Below are 16,835 nucleotides of genomic sequence, written 5' to 3'. Positions count from 1 at the left end.
GCCGTACCACCCCTCGCGAGGGCGCCGCACACATCGGTGCCGCAACGATCGGGGAGATTCCGTGAGGGAGAAGGTGCACGCGCGCGTCGAACGGGGATCCTGCTGGTGTCGAGGAACGGGGGACCCGCATCATGGCGCGCGGAAACGACAACCACACCAACGGCAGAACCAACGGCACCGGCGGGACTGCGGCGCCCGACGAGACCGCTCTCGAACTGCTCGTCCACGGCGTGGGCGGCACCACGCCCCAGGCGATGCTCGACGACCCGCGCACGGTCCGGGTCGCGGGCGACGAGACGGCGGCGATGTTCCGCCGCGCCGAGGACGTCGACGCGGAGAGCCGCCCCGAGGACTACCGCGGCAAACCGGTGCCCGAGGCGTACGTGTGGTGCAACCTCACCTCCGGCAACGGATCACGGGCCCTGTGGCTGTTGCTGCTGCCCTTCATGGTCGTGAACCTGGCTCACTGGATGCGCCCGAACGCCCGGCGCAGGTCGCGCGCCGTGCGCCTGTACGGGCTGCTCGTGCGCCTGGCCGGACTCACCCTCACCGTGCTCTTCGTCGCCGCGGCCTGCGAGGTCGCGCTCGACCTGACGGCCTGGCAGTGCGCGGGCACGGCGGCCTGCGGCGACAAGCGCGCCTGGCTCGGTTTCCTCTCCGTGGACGCGCACGGCGACGGCGGCTGGTGGAGCCAGCCCGGCCGCCGCCTCGCCCTCGCCGCGCTCGTCCCCACCGCCCTGACGGCCCTCCTGTGGTACCTCTCGCACCGCACCTGGAGCGCCTACGAGTCCCAGCTCCCACTCCCGCACCAGCCCGAGCCCGACAACGGCGACGGCAGCACCGCCCTCGGCAAGCCCGGCTTCTGGTACGGGCGCCGCCTGGTCGCCCGGCTGCGCGCCGCGCACGCCGCCGCGGGGCTGCTGACCGTCGCCGCTGCCGTCGGCACTTCCGCCGCCCGCCACGACAGGGCGCCCGGCGGACCCGCCCTCCTCGACGTCCTCGGCTGGGTCCTCGTCGGAGGTCTGCTCGCCGGGGCGGTCGCCGTCGTCGGCGTCGTCGTCCACCGCGGCCGCAGCGAGAACACCGTGGACATCGCCCTGGACCGCGCGGTCGTCCGCGCCCTCCCGTACGCCGCCCTCGCCCTGCTCGCCCTCAGCATGGTGTACGCGGCCTGGTCGCGCCCCGAGTGGCGCTCCTCGGGCCGCCTGCCCGGCGACGCCGTCTTCGGCGGCATCGCCCTGGTCGAGGGCGCCCTGGTGGTGGCCCTCGCCGTCGTCGCGAAGGTCATCTACCGCAGGGCCCGCGACCCACGTACCGCCCTGCGGGGCCTCGGCGGCCCGGCGACCGCGATGCTCGCCTGCGCGCTCGGCGGCGTGATGACCGGCGGCATCGCGCAACGCGTCGCCGACTGGCTCGACGGCACCAGCGGCCTGATCGCCGGGCCGCCCGCCCTGCTCTCCTGGCAGGCGTCCGTCATCCCGCCGCTCCTGATCGTCCTCGCCGTGCTGTGCGCCGCGCTCGCCGTCCGCACCGCGCGCGTGAAGAAGCGCGAGAAGGCGAAGGTCGCCGAGGACTACCACCTCGACGCCCGCCCCGACGAGAGCACCGAGCCCGGTGAGGTCACCGACGCGGCCCGCACCGAGCGCATCGCGGGCACGCGCGCGCGTGCCGCCCTCACCGACAAGGCCCCCCTGATCGCCGGCGTCGTCTCGGCGGTGACGCTGCTCCTCGGCGTCCTCGCCGTCGCCGGCGCCTGGGCCACGGGCGAGGTGCCCGGAGTCGCCGCCGAAGGCTCGTACCCGATCGTCCAGGGCGCCGCCGACACCGCGCAGGCGCTCGGCTCCTGGCTCATCGGTGCCGGGTTCATACTCTTCGTCACCTGGGGCCGCCGCGCCTACAAGGACCCCTCCGCGCGCCGCACCATCGGCATCCTCTGGGACGTCGGCACCTTCTGGCCGCGCGCCGCACACCCGTTCGCACCGCCTTGTTACGCGGAGCGCGCTGTCCCCGACCTGACTTGGCGCATGGCCACCTGGACACGCACCACGGGCGGCCGTCTCATCCTGTCGGGCCACTCGCAAGGCAGCGTCCTCGCCGCGGCGGCCGCCTGGCAACTGCACCCCGCCGTGCGCAAACGCGTCGGCCTCCTCACCTACGGCTCACCGATCGAGCGGCTGTACGGGCGCTGGTTCCCGGCGCACTTCGGCCCCGCCGCCCTGGCCTCCCTGCACCGGCAGGTCGACTGCTGGCGCAACCTGCACCGCGGGACCGACCCCATCGGCGGCCCGGTCAACCTGCCCGGCAAGTGCGGTCCCGTGGTCGACCACCCGGCGCTCCTCGACCCGCTCGCCTACGGCCGCACCGAGCAGCACCCGCTGCCCGCACCGATCCTCGGCCACAGCGACTACCAGGCCGACCCGGTCTTCGCCGAGGAGCGCAAGCGGCTGCTCGCGCGCCTCACGGCGGGCGTCCCGCACCAGCGGCCCGACGCCGATACTGAGACTGAGACCGCGACCGGGGTTCAGGGCAGCTCGGGCAGGTCGTCCGGGTAGAGCAGTGTCAGGTCGTCGGTGCTCGGCGCGTCGACCTGCGCGACCCGGCCCGCGTGCCGCTCCACCATCGACTCGAACGTCTGCCGCGCGGTGCGGCCGTTGCCGAACGCCGGGCCCTTCGGGAGCGCCGTGAAGTACTTGAGCAGTGCTTCCGGCGTCCCGGCGGCGAGCCGGTACTCGTGCTCCTCGGCCTGCTGCTCCACGATGCGCAGCAGTTCCTCCGGCACGTAGTCGGAGAAGGTGATGGTCCGTGAGAAGCGGGACGCGACACCGGGGTTGACCGACAGGAACCGCTCCATCTCCGCCGTGTAGCCCGCGACGATGACGACGACGGCGTCCCGCTGGTCCTCCATGAGCTTCACGAGCGTGTCGATCGCCTCGCGGCCGAAGTCGCGCCCGGAGTCCTCGGGGAGAGGGCGTACGCCTCGTCGATGAACAGCACGCCGCCGTGCGCCCGCTGGAACGCCTCCTGGGTGCGGATCGCCGTCGACCCGATGTGCTCGCCGACCAGGTCGACACGGGACACCTCGACGAGATGGCCCTGCTCAAGGACGCCGAGCCCGGCGAGGATCTCGCCGTACAGGCGGGCCACGGTCGTCTTGCCGGTGCCGGGGGAGCCGGTGAAGACCAGGTGGCGGCGGACGGAGGCCGCCTTGAGCCCGGCCTCCTGGCGCCTGCGCCCCACCTCGATCATGTCGGTGAGCGCCCGCACCTCGCGCTTGACGTCCTCCAGGCCCACCAGCGCGTCGAGTTCGCTCAGCACGTCCTTCGACGTACGGGCCGGCTTCGGCGCCTCCTGCGCGGGCGCGGTGGGCCGCTGGTCGGGCACGGTGCCGAGCAGCCCGACCGTCTGCGTGACGGTCTGCACGGCCGACTCCGTGACCGGAGGGGGCGTCGCGGACGCGCCGGGGCGGACACCGCCGCTCTCGTCGCTGGTGCACTCCTCGACGAGCGGGCCGTCCTCGGCGAACTCGTAGCCGCCGCGCGCGCACCGCTCCGTACGGCACCTCTTCAGCGTCGTGCGGCAGCCGTCGATGATGTGGAAGCCGTAGCCGCCGCTGCCCGTGACGCGGCACCCCGTGAGGCTGCCCCGCCCGCCCGCGGAGACGTAGAAGCCCGCCTCGGCGGGGGAGGTGATCGTGCAGCGCTCGATCGTCGGGTCGGCGCCCTTGGTGACGATGACGCCGGTCTGCACCGCGTCGACCGTGCAGTTGGCGAGGGTGCCGCCGCTGCCGTGGTCGCGGAACCAGGCGCCGGTCGCGGCCTCGCGGATGCGGCAGTCGTCGAGCTGCGCGGTCGCCCCGTCGCTCACCGACACGGCCGTGTTGCGCACCTGGAAGAGGTCGCTGTCGACGACGTCGACGCGGGAGCCGCGGTCGAGCACGAACAGGGCGTCCGGCACGTCGTGCACCCGGCACGCGTCGAGCACGGCGGTCGCGCCGTCGCTCACCCACACCGCCGGGTAGTCGCCCGTACTGTCGTGGATCTCGCACTGGTTGGCGTCCACGCGCGTGCCGGGGTCCCACACCGACAGGCCGTTGCGCCCGAACTGGCGCACGGTGGAGCGGGTGAGGGTGAGCACGGAACGGGAGCGCAGGTCGATCGCGTTCTCGGGGATGTCGTGGATGCGGCAGTCGGCGAGGGTGAGGACCGCGTCGGTGTCGAGCGTGACGCCGTCGGCCGTGGTGCGGTGCACGTCGCAGTCGGTGAGGTGGGCCGCGGCCCGGCCCGTGACCTGTACGCCCGAGCCCTTGACCTCGTACACCTCGCAGCCGACGGCCTCCAGGCCGCTGTGCTCGCCGGTGGCCGAGAGTCCTGAGCCCGAGGTGTGGTGCACCCGGCAGCGCTCCAGGCGCGGGTGCGCGCCCCCGCGGACGGCGACCCCGGCCTGCCCGGCGGCGACGACCTCGCACTCCTCGAAGACGCCGCCCCCGCCGTCCAGGACGGCGATGCCGATGCCCGCGGGGTTGTCGACGGTGCAGCGCCGCACGGTCGGACGGGCGCCGCCGCGCACCTCGATCCCGGAGGCGGAGCGGGTGACCACGCGTATGTCGGTGAGTTCGGGGGCGCCTTCCTCGACGAGGAGCGCGGGCGCCGCCGCGTCCTGGCCCTCGATGTGCAGGTCCTGCACCGTCGCCGAGGCCCGTACCGTCAGCGGCACCCCGTCGGCGGGCGCGATGCGCACCGAGCCGGGGGAGCCGTCCGGACCGCGCAGCGTCACCGCGCGCTGGACGACGAGGTTCTCTCTGTACGTGCCGGGGGCGATGGTCAGTATGTCGCCGTCACCGGCCGCTTCCAGGGCGGCGGCCAGCGACGCGTACTCACCCGTGCGGCGCCGCCACCGCGATGTGCCGGTGTGCGTCACCTGGACCGTGCCCTGTGCCATGGCGCTGATCTGCCCCCACCTCGTCGTCCCGCGCGTCGTTTTCGCGCCCTGCCCGGCGCGTGTCCTGCGAAAGGTGGGTCCACCGTAGCGTGCGCGGACCTCGGGGACCGACCGGAGCCGAACCCTGTCAGCTGCCCGTGCCCGTGCGGCCCCAGTCGGGGCCCGCGATGTCCCAGGCGCGGTCCAGGCGCGCGTACCGGCGGCGGACCATGCGCCAGACGACGAGGCGGCGGGCGCCCTCCACGAGGCCGATGAGGGCGGCGGCCGTGCCGATCCCCGCGAGCACCGCGTGCGTGGCGGCCGTGGCCCGGTCGAGCGGGCGGCCCACGACGTGGCCCGTGCCGTCGATCCACAGCGGGAAGGTGTCGCCCACGTGCGGGGAGCGCAGTGCGGCGATGACGCGGTCACGGTGGTGGGAGCCGTCCGGCGCTCTCCAGGTGGCGAGGACGCGGCTGTGCGCGTCCCGCGCGGTGGAGGTCTCCGGGTCGGGGTCGAGCGGCGGCTGCGCCAGCTTCTGCACCACCGTGGCCGTGACCTCGTGGCGCTGGGCGTGCTGCTTCTGGACCGAGCGGTACAGGGCGTCGCGCGAGAGTGTCCCCGCGACGGCGCCGGTGACGGGTGCGGCCACCGCCATGAGGACCAGCGCGACCAGTGCGACCCAGGCCTCGGCCAGGTCTGTCCTGCGGCACAGCGGATTGCGGCGCCAGCGCCAGAGGCCGGTGATCGCTCGCACGGACTGCACCCCCTTCCGTACCCGTCCTGCCCCCGAACTACCAGGCTGCCATTGTCCTTCAACGAGCATGCCGGGCCTCCGGGTTCCCCCACCGGGTGACGGTTATTCGAGCACGGTGACCGGATCTCCCACCCGCACCGTGCCGAGCGTCTCGGGCACCACGTTCGTCCCGAAACACAGCTGGTCACCGAAGCGGCGGTGGCGGGCGAGGGTGCGCAGCGGCTCCTTGCCGCGCTCGGCCGTGTCCTGGTCCGTGGTGGTCACCACGCAGCGGCCGCACTTCTTGGTGATGCGGAAGGTGGCCTCGCCGACGGCGATGCGGGTCCAGTCGTCCTCGGCCCAGGGAGCCGTCCCGGCGACGACCACACTTGGCCGGAACCGGTTCATGGGCAGCGGGCCCTCGTCGGCGTGGTCGCCCTGCGCGATCAGCGAGTTGAGGGCGTCGAGGGAGGAGAGGGTGGTCACCAGCAGCGGGTAGCCGTCGGCGAAGCTGACGGTCTCGCCGGGCCGGGCGTACTGCGGATCGATCGGCCGCCTGGTCGCCGGGTCGTCCAGGTGCAGCATCCGTATGTCGCACTCCAGGTAGGCGCTCCACCACGCGTGCGCGCGCGGGTCGGCGGGCACCGCCTCGACCTTGTCCTTCCAGAGCTGGAACGGCGTCAGGGCCGCGGAGTCCGGCACTTCGACGGTGAGCGGCTCCATACCGGGCGCGGACAGCCGCACGCCGCCGGGCAGACGCTCGGCGGCGGCCAGCGCGAGCCGCGGGTACTGGCGCTGGGTGACGGCCTTCTGCTCGGCGTCGATCAGCACCCAGCGGCGGTCCCCCGCGAGCCCCCACGGTTCCACGACCGCCTCACGCGGCGCGTGCCCCCGAACCGCCTTCAGCGGGTACACATGGATCGAACTGAGCACAGGTTGCGACATGGGGCCATCCTGCCACCAGGCAGTGACAGCCCCCCGCGCAGCGAGGTTTCGGCGTCTCAGTAACCGCGGTACTGCTGGCGGTTGTTGTACGGATCCTCGTACGGGGCCGGGGCGGGCCGGGGCGCGGCCGGGCGCATCGCCTCGTAGCCGGTGCCGGGCGCGGGGCGCTGCGGCTGGGCCTGCGGACCCGGATAGCCGCGCGGTCCTGCCGCCTGCTGCGGGATGTACGCGGTCGGCGCCGAGTGCATCGCGGGCTGCATCGCCGGCTGCATCGGGGCGTGCTGCTGCTGCGGCGCGTAGCCGTACTGCGGCGACGGGGCGGACGGCAGTGCGGGCAGTGCGGCCGGCAGCGCGGGCAGATGACTACCGGTGTCGTACGCGGAGGGGACCCGGATCGGGGCGATCTGGGGGGTGCCCCGTTCTGCGACGAGGGAGTCGTAGATCGGAGTGTCCGGGAAGGACGGCGCGGAGTAGTAACCGCCGCCATAGGTGGAGCGGGGGGAGGTCATGACACATAAGTTAAGCCCACGATGTGGTCGTTGGGGAGACCGATAAGAGGGTTCTTTTGCGTGTCGGGCGTGACCGCACGTACTCAATGTGAGCGAACTTGGCAAAAACGGTCGCCACGGGACGTCAGGATCGTGTAAATGCCGCGTTCCTGACACGTTACCGACGGGTTCGACGGTGATCTTCACACGCGCTTGCGGGGTCCTTGTCCGGGTCGGGGAATAGGTTGGCGGGGGAATCCCGGGATCTCGTTTTGGGGGCAGACATGACAATGGCCAAAGGTTCGAATGTCGCCGTGCCGGCCCCGGCCGTGCGCGTCGAATTGGGATGGCGTTCCGGCCCCGGTGTCCCCGACGCCGACGCCTCGGCGCTCCTCCTCGTCGCCGGAAAGGTGCGCTCCGACGCCGACTTCGTCTTCTACAACCAGCCCGCGCACGCCTCGGGCGCGGTCCGGCACGAGGGCAAGAAGACGACGGGCGGCGCCGTCACGGACACCCTGTCCGTCGACCTCGCGCGCGTGGAGGCGGACATCGAACGGATCGTCCTCGCCGCGTCCGCGGACGGCGGCACCTTCGGCCGGGTGCCGGGCCTCTTCATCCGGATCCTCGACGCGGCCGCCGGCACCGAGCTCGCCCGCTTCGACGCCGAGGCCACGGTGGAGACCGCGTTCGTGCTCGGCGAGCTGTACCGGCGCCAGGGCGCCTGGAAGTTCCGCGCGGTCGGCCAGGGCTACGACAGCGGCCTGGAAGGGCTGGCCATGGACTACGGGATCAGCGTGGACGAGCCGCAGCACGCGGCGCCGCCCGCGCCCGCGGCCCAGCCGGCTCCGGTCGCCGCCCCCGCGCCTCCCGTCAACGCGCCGCCCGCGCCCGCGGCCCCGCCCGCCCCCGAGCCCGTACGGCTCACCAAGGTCACGCTCACCAAGGCGTCGCCCACCGTCTCCCTGGCGAGGCAGGGCGGCACCTCGGGCACGATGCGCGTCAACCTCAACTGGGAGGTGCGCAAGCAGTTCAGCGGCTGGGGGAGCAAGCGCGGCCGGGCCACCGCCCTGCACCGGGACCTCGACCTCGACCTGTGCGCCCTCTTCGAACTCGCCGACGGCCGCAAGGGGGTCGTCCAGGCCCTGGGCAACGCGTTCGGCTCGCTGCACCAGCCCCCGTACATCCACCTCGACGGCGACGACCGCAGCGGGTCCGTCGCCACCGGCGAGAACCTGAGCGTCAACCTCGACCACACGGACGCGTTCCGCCGCATCCTCATCTTCGTGACCATCTACGAGGGCGCCCGGAGCTTCGCCGACCTGCACGCGACCGTGACGCTGCACCCCCTCAACGGGGCACCCGTCGACTTTTCGCTCGACGAGTGCACCGTGCCCTCCACCGTGTGCGCCCTCGCGCTCCTCACCAACAACGGCGGCGACCTGACCGTCCAGCGCGAGGCCCGCTACCTCGTCCCCGAGCGCGGCGTCAGCCCGCAGCGCACCGTCGACCAGGTCTACGGGTGGGGCATGAACTGGACACCGGGCCGCAAGTAGCGCTGATCACTGCTCGGGCGCCGCGTCGGGGCGGGCGTACGTACGGCCCTTCCAGGCCGCGCCCCGGCCGCGATAGTGCTGCACCGCCGAGTCCACCGTCATCAGGAGGTACAGGAACGCGGTGAAGGGCAGCAGCGGGGCGAGCCACCAGGGCTGGCGGTAGTAGCGGAGCATCGGCAGGTACGTCCCCGTCATCACCGCCCATGCCGACGCCCCGAGCAGCGCGGTCGGCGCGCTGCCCGCGACCAGGCCCGTACCGAGGGCGACGGGGGGAACGAGGTAGACCAGGGCGAGGCCGAGGACCGTGCCGAGCAGGACCAGCGGGTTGTGGCGCAGTTGGGCGTACGCGCTGCGCGACACCATCCGCCACAGGTCCGCCAGGCGCGGATAGGGCCGCACGCTGTCGACGCGCTCGGCGAGACCCAGCCAGATGTGGCCGCCGGAGCGCTTCACCGCGCGCGCGAGCGACACGTCGTCGATGACCGCCTGGCGGATGGCGTCCGGGATGCGGGCCCGCTCCGCCGCCGCCGTCCGCAGCAGCACACAGCCGCCCGCGGCGGCGGCCGTGCGCGAGCCCCTCTGCGCGATGCGCCGGAACGGGTAGAGCTGCGCGAAGAAGTAGACGAACGCGGGGACCACGAGCCGCTCCCAGGCGCTCGCCACCCGCAGCCGCGCCATCTGCGACACCAGGTCGAAGCCGCCCGTGTGCGCCGCTGCCACCAGGCCGCGCAGGCTGTCCGGCTCGTGCGCGATGTCCGCGTCGGTCAGCAGCAGGAACTCCGGGCCACGCGCGCGTGCCAGGGCGATGCCGTGCCGGACCGCCCAGAGCTTGCCCGTCCAGCCCGCGGGCGGCTCGCCGGGGGAGCAGACCGTCAGCGGCAGTCCGCCGTGGCGCGCGGCGAGGACCCGTGCCACCTCGTCCGTACCGTCGCTGCTGCCGTCGTCGACGAGGAAGATCTCGGCCCGCCCGGGATAGTCCTGCGCGAGCAGCGAGGGCAGGCTGTCCGGCAGGACCTCCGCCTCGTCGCGGGCCGGGACGACGACGCACACGTCCGGCCAGTGCGCGGGGTCCTGGGCGGGCGGGAGGCGCAGGTCGGTCCGCCAGAAGAAGCCCTGGCAGAGCAGCAGCCACAGCCATGCGGCGAGCGAGGCCGCGGTGATCCAGACAACGACGTCCATCCGTCGCAGTCTGCCCCACCCACGGCGTCCTGTCGGACCCATCGTCTATGGTTTCCGGGTGAAGATCGCGCTCATGGACTCGGGAATCGGCCTGCTCGCCGCGGCCGTGGCGGTACGGAACCTGCGGCCCGACGCCGATCTCGTGCTCTCCTCCGACCCCGACAGCATGCCGTGGGGTCCGCGCACCCCCGAGGACGTCACGCGGCGCGCGCTCGCCGCCTGCGAGGCCGCCGCCGCGCACCGGCCCGACGCGCTGATCATCGCCTGCAACACGGCGAGCGTGCACGCCCTGCCCGCCGTCCGCGCCGCGCTCGAACCGGCGATCCCCGTCATCGGCACCGTCCCCGCGATCAAGCCCGCGGCGACCGGCGGCGGCCCGATCGCCATCTGGGCGACGCCCGCCACCACCGGCAGCCCCTACCAGCGCGGCCTCATCCGCGACTTCGCGGCCGGTGTCGAGGTCACCGAGGTGCCCTGCCCCGGGCTCGCCGACGCGGTCCAGTGGGCCGACGAGGACGGCATCGACCGTGCCGTCGCGGCCGCCGCCGCGCTCACCCCGCCCGACGTCAAGGCCGTCGTCCTCGGCTGCACCCACTACGAACTGGTCGCCGAGCGCATCCGCGCCGCCGTGCAGCGGCCGGGCGCCGCCCCGCTCGCCCTGTTCGGCAGCGCCGGTGCCGTCGCCGCGCAGGCGCTGCGCCGCATCGGCGAGCGGCCCGCCGCGGACCCGGAGGCCCGCGGGTCACTCACCGTCATCCTCAGTGGCCGTACGGAGACACTCCCGGAAGCCGCCCTCACGTACGCCGAGGGGCGGTCGTTGCAGGCCGTCAGCCAGGTCGGCTGAGCGGCGCGCCCGCAACCGGAGTGCTCACGCTCCGCGATCTGGTGCCTTCGCCCCGGAACATGAGTACGCTCGTGTGCATGAGGGAAAACGCCGCCGACAAGCACCCCGGGCGACGCACTTCCGCCCACGGGAGCGAGATCTGGACCGGCCGCGCACGCAACCGCGTGCAGTGGCTCCTGGCACTGGGCGGGTTCGCCTGCCTCGCGCTCGGCATCGAGCTGGCCGTGGTCAGCTCGTGGGCCACGGGCATCCTCGCCCTGGCGATGTCGGTGGTCGGACTCATCGCCGCCGGACTGCTCATCCTCTTCGGCACCCTCGCCTTCCTCCACGTCGCCGTGAAGGTCGACAAGGACCACCTGGAGGTGCGCTGCGGCCACGTCGGGCTGCCGCGCCGCAAGATCCCGCTCGCCCATGTCGTCGACGCGGACTTCGCGCCGAGCGTCACGCCCCGGCAGTGGGGCGGCTGGGGCTACCGCTGGCGCCCCGAGATCGGCACGGCCGTCGTGGTGCGCCGTGGCGAGGGGCTCGTGCTCATCCTCGGAGACGGCCGCAAGTTCACGGTGACCGTGGACGACGCGGAGAGCGCCGTCCGCCACATCCGCACCCGCCTGACCCCGCGCCCCAAGCCGAAGGCCACGGGCCCGGCGCTCTGACCCGGGGCCCGCCCGGCCGGCATGTCCCGTTGACAGTGGAGCGCCGTACACTCCCCGGGTGACCGCCACCGCACCGCCCGTCGCCTCCTCGGACGAGCCCGCCGCACCGCCCGCTCACCCCTCCCGCCTGCGACGCCTCGTGCCCGTCGGCCTGACGGCGGCCGCCGGACTGCTGCTCTGGGCGAGCTTCCCCCCGCGCGAGCTGCCGTGGCTGGCACCCCTGTCGTTCGCCCTGTTCGGGCTCGCCGTGCACGGGCGGCGGCTGCGCGCGGGCTTCGGCCTCGGCCTCGTCTTCGGCCTGGCCTACATGGTGCCGCTCCTGTCGTGGACCGGCGTCGACGTCGGCCCGCTGCCGTGGCTGGCGCTCGCCGCAGCCGAGGCGCTGCTCGTCTCCGTCGCCGGACTCGGCGTCGCGTACGTGTCGCGGCTCCCGCTGTGGCCGCTGTGGGCGGCCGGCGTCTGGATCGCGGACGAGGCGCTGCGCGCCCGCTTCCCGTTCGGCGGCTTCCCCTGGGGCAAGGTCGCCTTCGGGCAGCCCAGCGGCGTGTTCCTGCCGCTCGCCTCGCTCGGCGGGACTCCGCTGCTCGGCTTCGCCGTGGTGCTGTGCGGCTTCGGCCTCGCCGCGCTGGCGCTCCGCGTCCTCTCCTCGCGCCGGTCCGGCACCGCGGGCAGCCTCGTACGCGACCGTGCGGCCGTCGTCGCCGCGGTGCTCACTGTCGCCCCCGTGGTCGCCGGAGCCGCGACCGCGCCCTTCGTGGCCACCGCCGCCGAGGCCGGCACCGCGCGCGTGGCGCTCATCCAGGGCAACGTGCCGCGGATGGGCCTCGACTTCAACGCCCAGCGCCGGGCCGTCCTCGACTACCACGTACGCGAGACGATGAAGCTCGCCGCGAAGATCAACTCGGGTGCGGTGACCCGGCCCGACCTGGTCCTGTGGCCGGAGAACTCCTCCGACATCGACCCGTACGTCAACCAGGACGCGTACGACGAGATCAGCAAGGCCGCGCGGGCCGTCGGCGCGCCGATCTCGGTCGGCGCCGTCGTCACCGCGAAGGACGGCACGGAGCGCAACCGGCTGATCCTGTGGGACCCCAAGACCGGGCCCGGCGCGGTCTACGACAAGCGGCACCTGCAGCCGTTCGGCGAGTACATGCCGTACCGCGGCTTCTTCCGGATCTTCAGCAAGGACGTCGACCGCGCTGGCGAGTTCGTGCCGGGCGACAAGGCCGTCGCCTTCGACATGGCGGGCACGAAGATCGGCAACGTGACCTGTTACGAGGCCGCCTTCGACGACGTCGTGCGCGACCAGGTCCGCGAGGGCGCGCAGATCCTGTCCGTGCCGAGCAACAACGCCACGTTCGAGCGCAGCCAGATGACCTACCAGCAGCTCGCCATGGACCGGGTGCGGGCCGTGGAGCACGGCCGGGCCGTGATGGTCCCGGTGACGAGCGGCATCAGCGCCGTCATCCGGCCCGACGGGTCCGTGGCCCAGCACACCGGCATGTTCGAGGCGGACACGCTGATCGCCGACGTGCCGAAGCGCACCTCGCAGACGCTCGCCACGCGCGTGGGCGCCTGGCCCGAGGCGCTCCTGGTCCTGCTCGGCGCCGGGGGCCTCGCCGGGGCCTTCGCGCGGGGCCGCAAGGAACGGCGCGTACGGGACTGAGCAGGCCCTTCGCCCGTACGGTTAGGGTCGGGGGCATGGCGACTCCAGAGTTCATCCGCACCCTTCGGGCCAGCGCAGGACACCAGCTGCTCTACCTGCCGGGCGTCACCGCCGTCGTCCTCGACGACGAGCAGCGTGTGCTCCTGCACCGCCGCAGCGACAACGGCCGGTGGGGCCTGCCGGGCGGGATCGCCGAGCCGGGCGAGCAGCCGGCGCGCGTCGCGACGCGCGAGGTGGAGGAGGAGACCGGCGTGGAGTGCGTCGCCGAGCGCGTCCTGCTCGTCCAGGCGCTCGACCCGATCACGTACGACAACGGCGACCAGTGCCAGTACATGGACATCACCTTCCTGTGCCGCGCCACGACCACCGACTGCCGGGTCAACGACGACGAGTCGCTCGAGGTCGACTGGTTCGCCCTGGACGCCCTGCCGCGCCTCAACACGTTCGAGCTGCACCGGATCAAACTGGCCACCGAGTCCGGGCCCACCTGGTTCGAGGGCATCGGGGAGAGGTGAGCCGCCGTGGCCTTGCCCGACGGCTCCGGGGTGAGGGTCGGACGGCCGCTGCCGACGGACGGCCCTGATCTGTGGCGGGTGGCCCGAGACGCGCCCGGTCTCGACGTCAACTCACCCTATTTCTACGTGCTCTGGTGCCGCGACTTCGCCGCCACCTCGGCGGTGGCGCGGACGGACGCCGGTGTCTGCGGCTACATCGCGGGGTTCGCGCGGCCCGAGGCGCCGGACACGCTCTTCCTCTGGCAGACCGCGGTGGACGCCGCTTCCCGGGGGCGCGGGCTCGCCCGCCGGATGCTGGACTTCCTCGCGGACGACCGGTTCCGCCACGTGGAGGCCACGGTCGCCCCGGGCAACCGCGCCTCCGAGCGCTGGCTGTCCGCGTTCGCCCGCGACCGTCACGCCGGGCTGGTCCGCACCCCGCTGTGGGGCCCGGAGGACTTCCCGGGCACGGGCCACGGGCCGGAGGTGCTGTTCCGCATCGGACCGCTCGGCCCGGCGGCCCGGGGTGCGCAGGGATCATGAGCGGGCGCCCGTCGAGGGTGCCCAGGGACCATGAGCGGGCGCCGAAGTATGGGTGCCGGCCACATCGGGAGGCGTCCGCTCGCTGCCTAGGGTGCGGAGCATGACCCCGAGCACCCCTCTCGCCGCCGCCCCCTTCGCCCAGGCCGCACCGCTCGACCTCGGCGGACGCACCGCGCTCGTCACCGGCGCCGCCGGCGGCATCGGCCGGGCCTGCGCCCTCCGGCTCGCCGCCGCGGGCGCCAAGGTCAGAGCGGTCGACCTGGACCGGGAAGGGCTCGACGCGCTGGCCGAGCAGACCGACGGCGTCGAACCGTACGTCCTCGACCTGACCGACCTCGACGCCGCCGAGGCCGCGGCGGCGGGTGGCGTCGACGTCCTCGTCAACAACGCGGGGCTCCAACTGGTGCGCCCCATCGAGCAGTTCCCGCCCGAGGTCTTCCACACGGTCCTGACGGTGATGCTGGAGGCCCCGTTCCGGCTGATCAGGGGCGCACTGCCGCACATGTACGAGCAGGGCTGGGGCCGCATCGTCAACGTGTCGTCGGTGCACGGCCTGCGCGCCTCCGCGTACAAATCGGCGTACGTCGCGGCGAAGCACGGCCTCGAAGGGCTCTCCAAGACGGCGGCGCTCGAAGGCGCCCCGCACGGGGTGACGTCGAACTGCGTCAATCCGGCCTACGTGCGCACCCCGCTCGTCGAGAAGCAGATCGCCGACCAGGCCGCCGCCCACGGGATCGACGAGGAGCGGGTGGTGAGCGAGGTGCTGTTGCAGGACAGCGCGCTCAAGCGGCTCATCGAACCCGAGGAGGTCGCCGAGGCGGTCGCGTACCTGTGCACACCGCAGGCGTCGTTCATGACGGGTGCGTCGCTGACCCTCGACGGAGGCTGGACCGCTCACTGAGCACGGGTGATCCTGTTGAGCATGGAGCAGCATCCACCCCACCAGGCGCGGGCCGAGCACGCCGGCACCGAGGCCCCGTTCCTGGAACTCCTCGCCAGGGGCGCCTCCGCCGACGCCTACGAACAGCCGGTGCTGCTCGCGCGCGCCGAGGGCGCCGACCCCGTGCGCACAGCCGCCCTGGAGCGTGCCAAGCGGCTCGCTCTCGGCGTGCGCGAGGAGATGGAGGGCAGGAGGCGCCGCGAGGCCGAACTGTCCGCGCTGTTCGAGACCGCCCACGACCTCGCCGGACTGCGCGACCTCGACGCGGTCCTCCAGGCCATCGTGCAGCGCGCCCGCTCGCTCCTCGGCACCGACGTGGCGTACCTGACGCTGAACGACCCGCCGCGCGGGGACACGTACATGCGCGTGACCGAGGGCTCCGTCGCCGCGCGGTTCCAGCAGCTGCGGCTCGGCATGGGGGAGGGGCTCGGCGGGCTCGTCGCGCAGACCGCACGCCCGTACGTCACCGACAACTACGGGCAGGACGTGCGCTTCCAGCACACCCGCACCATCGACGCCGGGGTCCACGACGAGGGCCTCGTCGCGATCCTCGGGGTGCCGCTGATGCTGGGCCCGCACGTCATCGGCGTGCTCTTCGCCGCCGACCGCCGCGCCCGGGTCTTCGCCCGCGAGGAGATCGCGCTGCTCGGCTCCTTCGCGGCGCTCGCCGCGGCGGCCATCGACACCGCGAACCTGCTCACCGAGACCCGCGAGGCGCTCGGCGAACTGGAGCGCGCCAACGCGATCATCCGCGACCGCAGCGGCGTCATCGAGCGCGCCTCCGACGTCCACGACCGCCTCGCCGAACTCGTGCTGCGCGGCGGCGGTGTGCACGACGTGGCCGCCGCCGTCTCCCGAGTCCTGGACGGCACGGTCGAGTTCACCGACGCGGACACCGCGCCCGGCGAGGCGGTCGAGGCGTCCCGCGCGGAGGGCCACGCGGTGCGCAGGGGCGCCGACTGGGTCGCGGCCGTCGCCGCCGGAGGCGAACTCCTCGGCGCCCTGGTCCTGCGCGGCCAGGCACGGCTCGACCCCGTCGACCAGCGGACCCTGGAGCGCGCCGCCATGGTCACGTCCCTGCTGCTCCTGGCGCGCCGCTCCGCCGCCGAGGCCGAGCAGCGCGTGCGAGGTGAGCTGCTCGACGACCTGCTCGACGCCCGCGACCACGATCCGCGCCTGCTGCGCGAGCGGGCCGCCCGGCTCCACGCCGACCTGGACACCGCGCACGTCGTGCTCGCCGCCCGTCCCGAGACGGCCGGCGCCGACGCCGAGCAGGAGGCCGCCACGCGCCGCCGCCTGTGGTCGGCCGCCAACCACCTCGCGGCGACCCGGCAGGGCCTGGCCGCGGCCCGCGACGGCGGCACGGTCCTGCTCCTGCCGCTGCGCCCGGACTCCACGGCCTCCGACATCGCCGCGCACGTCGCCAAGCGCCTTTCGGCGGCGATCCACGAACCGGTCACGGTCGGCGCCTCCGCCCCCGTCGCGGACCTCGCCGTCCGGGCCGACGCCGCCACCGGCGCCTACGCCGAGGCCCGCCGCTGCCTCGACGCGCTGCGCCTGCTCGGCCGGGCGGGCGAGGGCGCGGCGGCCGAGGACTTCGGCTTCCTCGGGCTGCTGCTCGCCGACAGCCGCGACATCGGCGGTTTCGTCGCCCGCACGATCGGCGAGGTCGTCACCTACGACGAGCGCCGGGGGACCGACCTCGTCCGCACGCTCGACGCCTACTTCGCGTCCGGCATGAGCCCGGCCCGTACGAAGGACGCGCTGCACGTCCACGTCAACACCGTCGCCCAGCGCCTGGAGCGGATCGGGCGGCTCCTCGGCGCCGACTGGCAGGCGCCCGCGCGGGCCCTGGAGATCCAGCTGGCGCTGCGCCTGCA

At 73.9% G+C, this 16,835-nt stretch carries 13 protein-coding genes and 1 pseudogene; 9 read left to right on the top strand and 5 right to left on the bottom strand.

All coding sequences use genetic code 11. The features are described 5' to 3' along the window. Positions 1–131: 131 nt before the first annotated feature. Positions 132–2,552 (top strand): hypothetical protein, encoded by a 2,421-nt coding sequence (locus N5I75_RS29965; protein WP_476682554.1) that lies wholly within the window; start codon positions 132–134, stop codon positions 2,550–2,552. Here N5I75_RS29965 and N5I75_RS29960 read toward each other — a convergent pair. From N5I75_RS29960 to N5I75_RS29945, 4 genes and pseudogenes are all read right to left on the bottom strand, one after another. Further along, positions 2,522–4,938 (bottom strand): annotated as a pseudogene (locus N5I75_RS29960) (right-handed parallel beta-helix repeat-containing protein). The gene N5I75_RS29965 and the pseudogene N5I75_RS29960 sit on opposite strands and share 31 nt — an antisense overlap. A gap of 127 nt (positions 4,939–5,065) precedes the next feature. After that, entirely contained in the window at positions 5,066–5,671 is a 606-nt protein-coding gene (locus tag N5I75_RS29955) for an Rv1733c family protein (protein ID WP_476682552.1), read from the bottom strand. A 102-nt stretch (positions 5,672–5,773) separates the two neighbouring features. Then, on the bottom strand, positions 5,774–6,595 hold the full coding sequence (locus N5I75_RS29950) for an MOSC domain-containing protein (protein WP_476682550.1): 822 nt from the start codon (positions 6,593–6,595) through the stop codon (positions 5,774–5,776). A gap of 56 nt (positions 6,596–6,651) precedes the next feature. Next, positions 6,652–7,104 carry a DUF6643 family protein gene (locus N5I75_RS29945; RefSeq protein WP_476682548.1) on the bottom strand — a complete coding sequence of 151 codons (453 nt, stop codon included), beginning with the start codon at positions 7,102–7,104 and terminating at the stop codon, positions 6,652–6,654. Positions 7,105–7,367: 263 nt separating this feature from the next. Between N5I75_RS29945 and N5I75_RS29940 the strand changes: the two genes are divergently transcribed. Then, the gene (locus tag N5I75_RS29940) at positions 7,368–8,636 is read left to right on the top strand and encodes a TerD family protein (RefSeq protein WP_476682546.1); all 1,269 of its coding nucleotides are present in this window, start codon (positions 7,368–7,370) and stop codon (positions 8,634–8,636) included. Positions 8,637–8,642: 6 nt separating this feature from the next. On the opposite strand, the gene N5I75_RS29935 is transcribed toward N5I75_RS29940, so the two are convergent. Then, on the bottom strand, positions 8,643–9,815 hold the full coding sequence (locus N5I75_RS29935; protein ID WP_476682544.1) for a glycosyltransferase: 1,173 nt from the start codon (positions 9,813–9,815) through the stop codon (positions 8,643–8,645). A gap of 58 nt (positions 9,816–9,873) precedes the next feature. Here N5I75_RS29935 and N5I75_RS29930 point away from each other — a divergent pair, with 58 nt between their 5' ends. The 7 genes from N5I75_RS29930 to N5I75_RS29900 form a co-directional block, all read left to right on the top strand. Then, a complete protein-coding gene (locus N5I75_RS29930) occupies positions 9,874–10,659 on the top strand; it encodes a glutamate racemase (protein WP_476682542.1) in 786 nt (261 codons plus the stop codon). 77 nt (positions 10,660–10,736) lie between these two features. After that, on the top strand, positions 10,737–11,312 hold the full coding sequence (locus N5I75_RS29925; RefSeq protein ID WP_476682540.1) for a hypothetical protein: 576 nt from the start codon (positions 10,737–10,739) through the stop codon (positions 11,310–11,312). A gap of 58 nt (positions 11,313–11,370) precedes the next feature. Then, a complete protein-coding gene (gene lnt, locus N5I75_RS29920) occupies positions 11,371–12,978 on the top strand; it encodes an apolipoprotein N-acyltransferase (RefSeq protein ID WP_476682538.1) in 1,608 nt (535 codons plus the stop codon). Positions 12,979–13,013: 35 nt separating this feature from the next. Continuing rightward, positions 13,014–13,493, top strand: coding sequence for an NUDIX hydrolase (locus tag N5I75_RS29915; protein WP_476682536.1), 480 nt, complete (start codon positions 13,014–13,016; stop codon positions 13,491–13,493). Between the two features lie 6 nt (positions 13,494–13,499). Continuing rightward, a complete protein-coding gene (gene ectA, locus N5I75_RS29910; protein ID WP_476682534.1) occupies positions 13,500–14,015 on the top strand; it encodes a diaminobutyrate acetyltransferase in 516 nt (171 codons plus the stop codon). 100 nt (positions 14,016–14,115) lie between these two features. Further along, entirely contained in the window at positions 14,116–14,916 is an 801-nt protein-coding gene (locus tag N5I75_RS29905) for a 3-hydroxybutyrate dehydrogenase (protein ID WP_476682532.1), read from the top strand. A 21-nt stretch (positions 14,917–14,937) separates the two neighbouring features. Continuing rightward, on the top strand, positions 14,938–16,835 hold a 1,898-nt coding region (locus N5I75_RS29900; RefSeq protein WP_476682530.1), incomplete at its 3' end, for a helix-turn-helix domain-containing protein.

The organism is Streptomyces sp. R818, assembly GCF_056172735.1.
Note: the sequence above shows the minus strand (reverse complement) of the source record. Positions and strands in the feature narration are given on the sequence as shown.

Coding starts and splice junctions, on each gene's coding strand:
- N5I75_RS29950 (WP_476682550.1), bottom strand. CDS start 6,595: ATGTCGCAACCTGTGCTCAGTTCGATCCATGTGTACCCGCTGAAGGCG.
- N5I75_RS29905 (WP_476682532.1), top strand. CDS start 14,116: ATGACCCCGAGCACCCCTCTCGCCGCCGCCCCCTTCGCCCAGGCCGCA.
- N5I75_RS29965 (WP_476682554.1), top strand. CDS start 132: ATGGCGCGCGGAAACGACAACCACACCAACGGCAGAACCAACGGCACC.
- N5I75_RS29945 (WP_476682548.1), bottom strand. CDS start 7,104: ATGACCTCCCCCCGCTCCACCTATGGCGGCGGTTACTACTCCGCGCCG.
- N5I75_RS29915 (WP_476682536.1), top strand. CDS start 13,014: ATGGCGACTCCAGAGTTCATCCGCACCCTTCGGGCCAGCGCAGGACAC.
- N5I75_RS29940 (WP_476682546.1), top strand. CDS start 7,368: ATGACAATGGCCAAAGGTTCGAATGTCGCCGTGCCGGCCCCGGCCGTG.
- N5I75_RS29935 (WP_476682544.1), bottom strand. CDS start 9,815: ATGGACGTCGTTGTCTGGATCACCGCGGCCTCGCTCGCCGCATGGCTG.
- N5I75_RS29925 (WP_476682540.1), top strand. CDS start 10,737: ATGAGGGAAAACGCCGCCGACAAGCACCCCGGGCGACGCACTTCCGCC.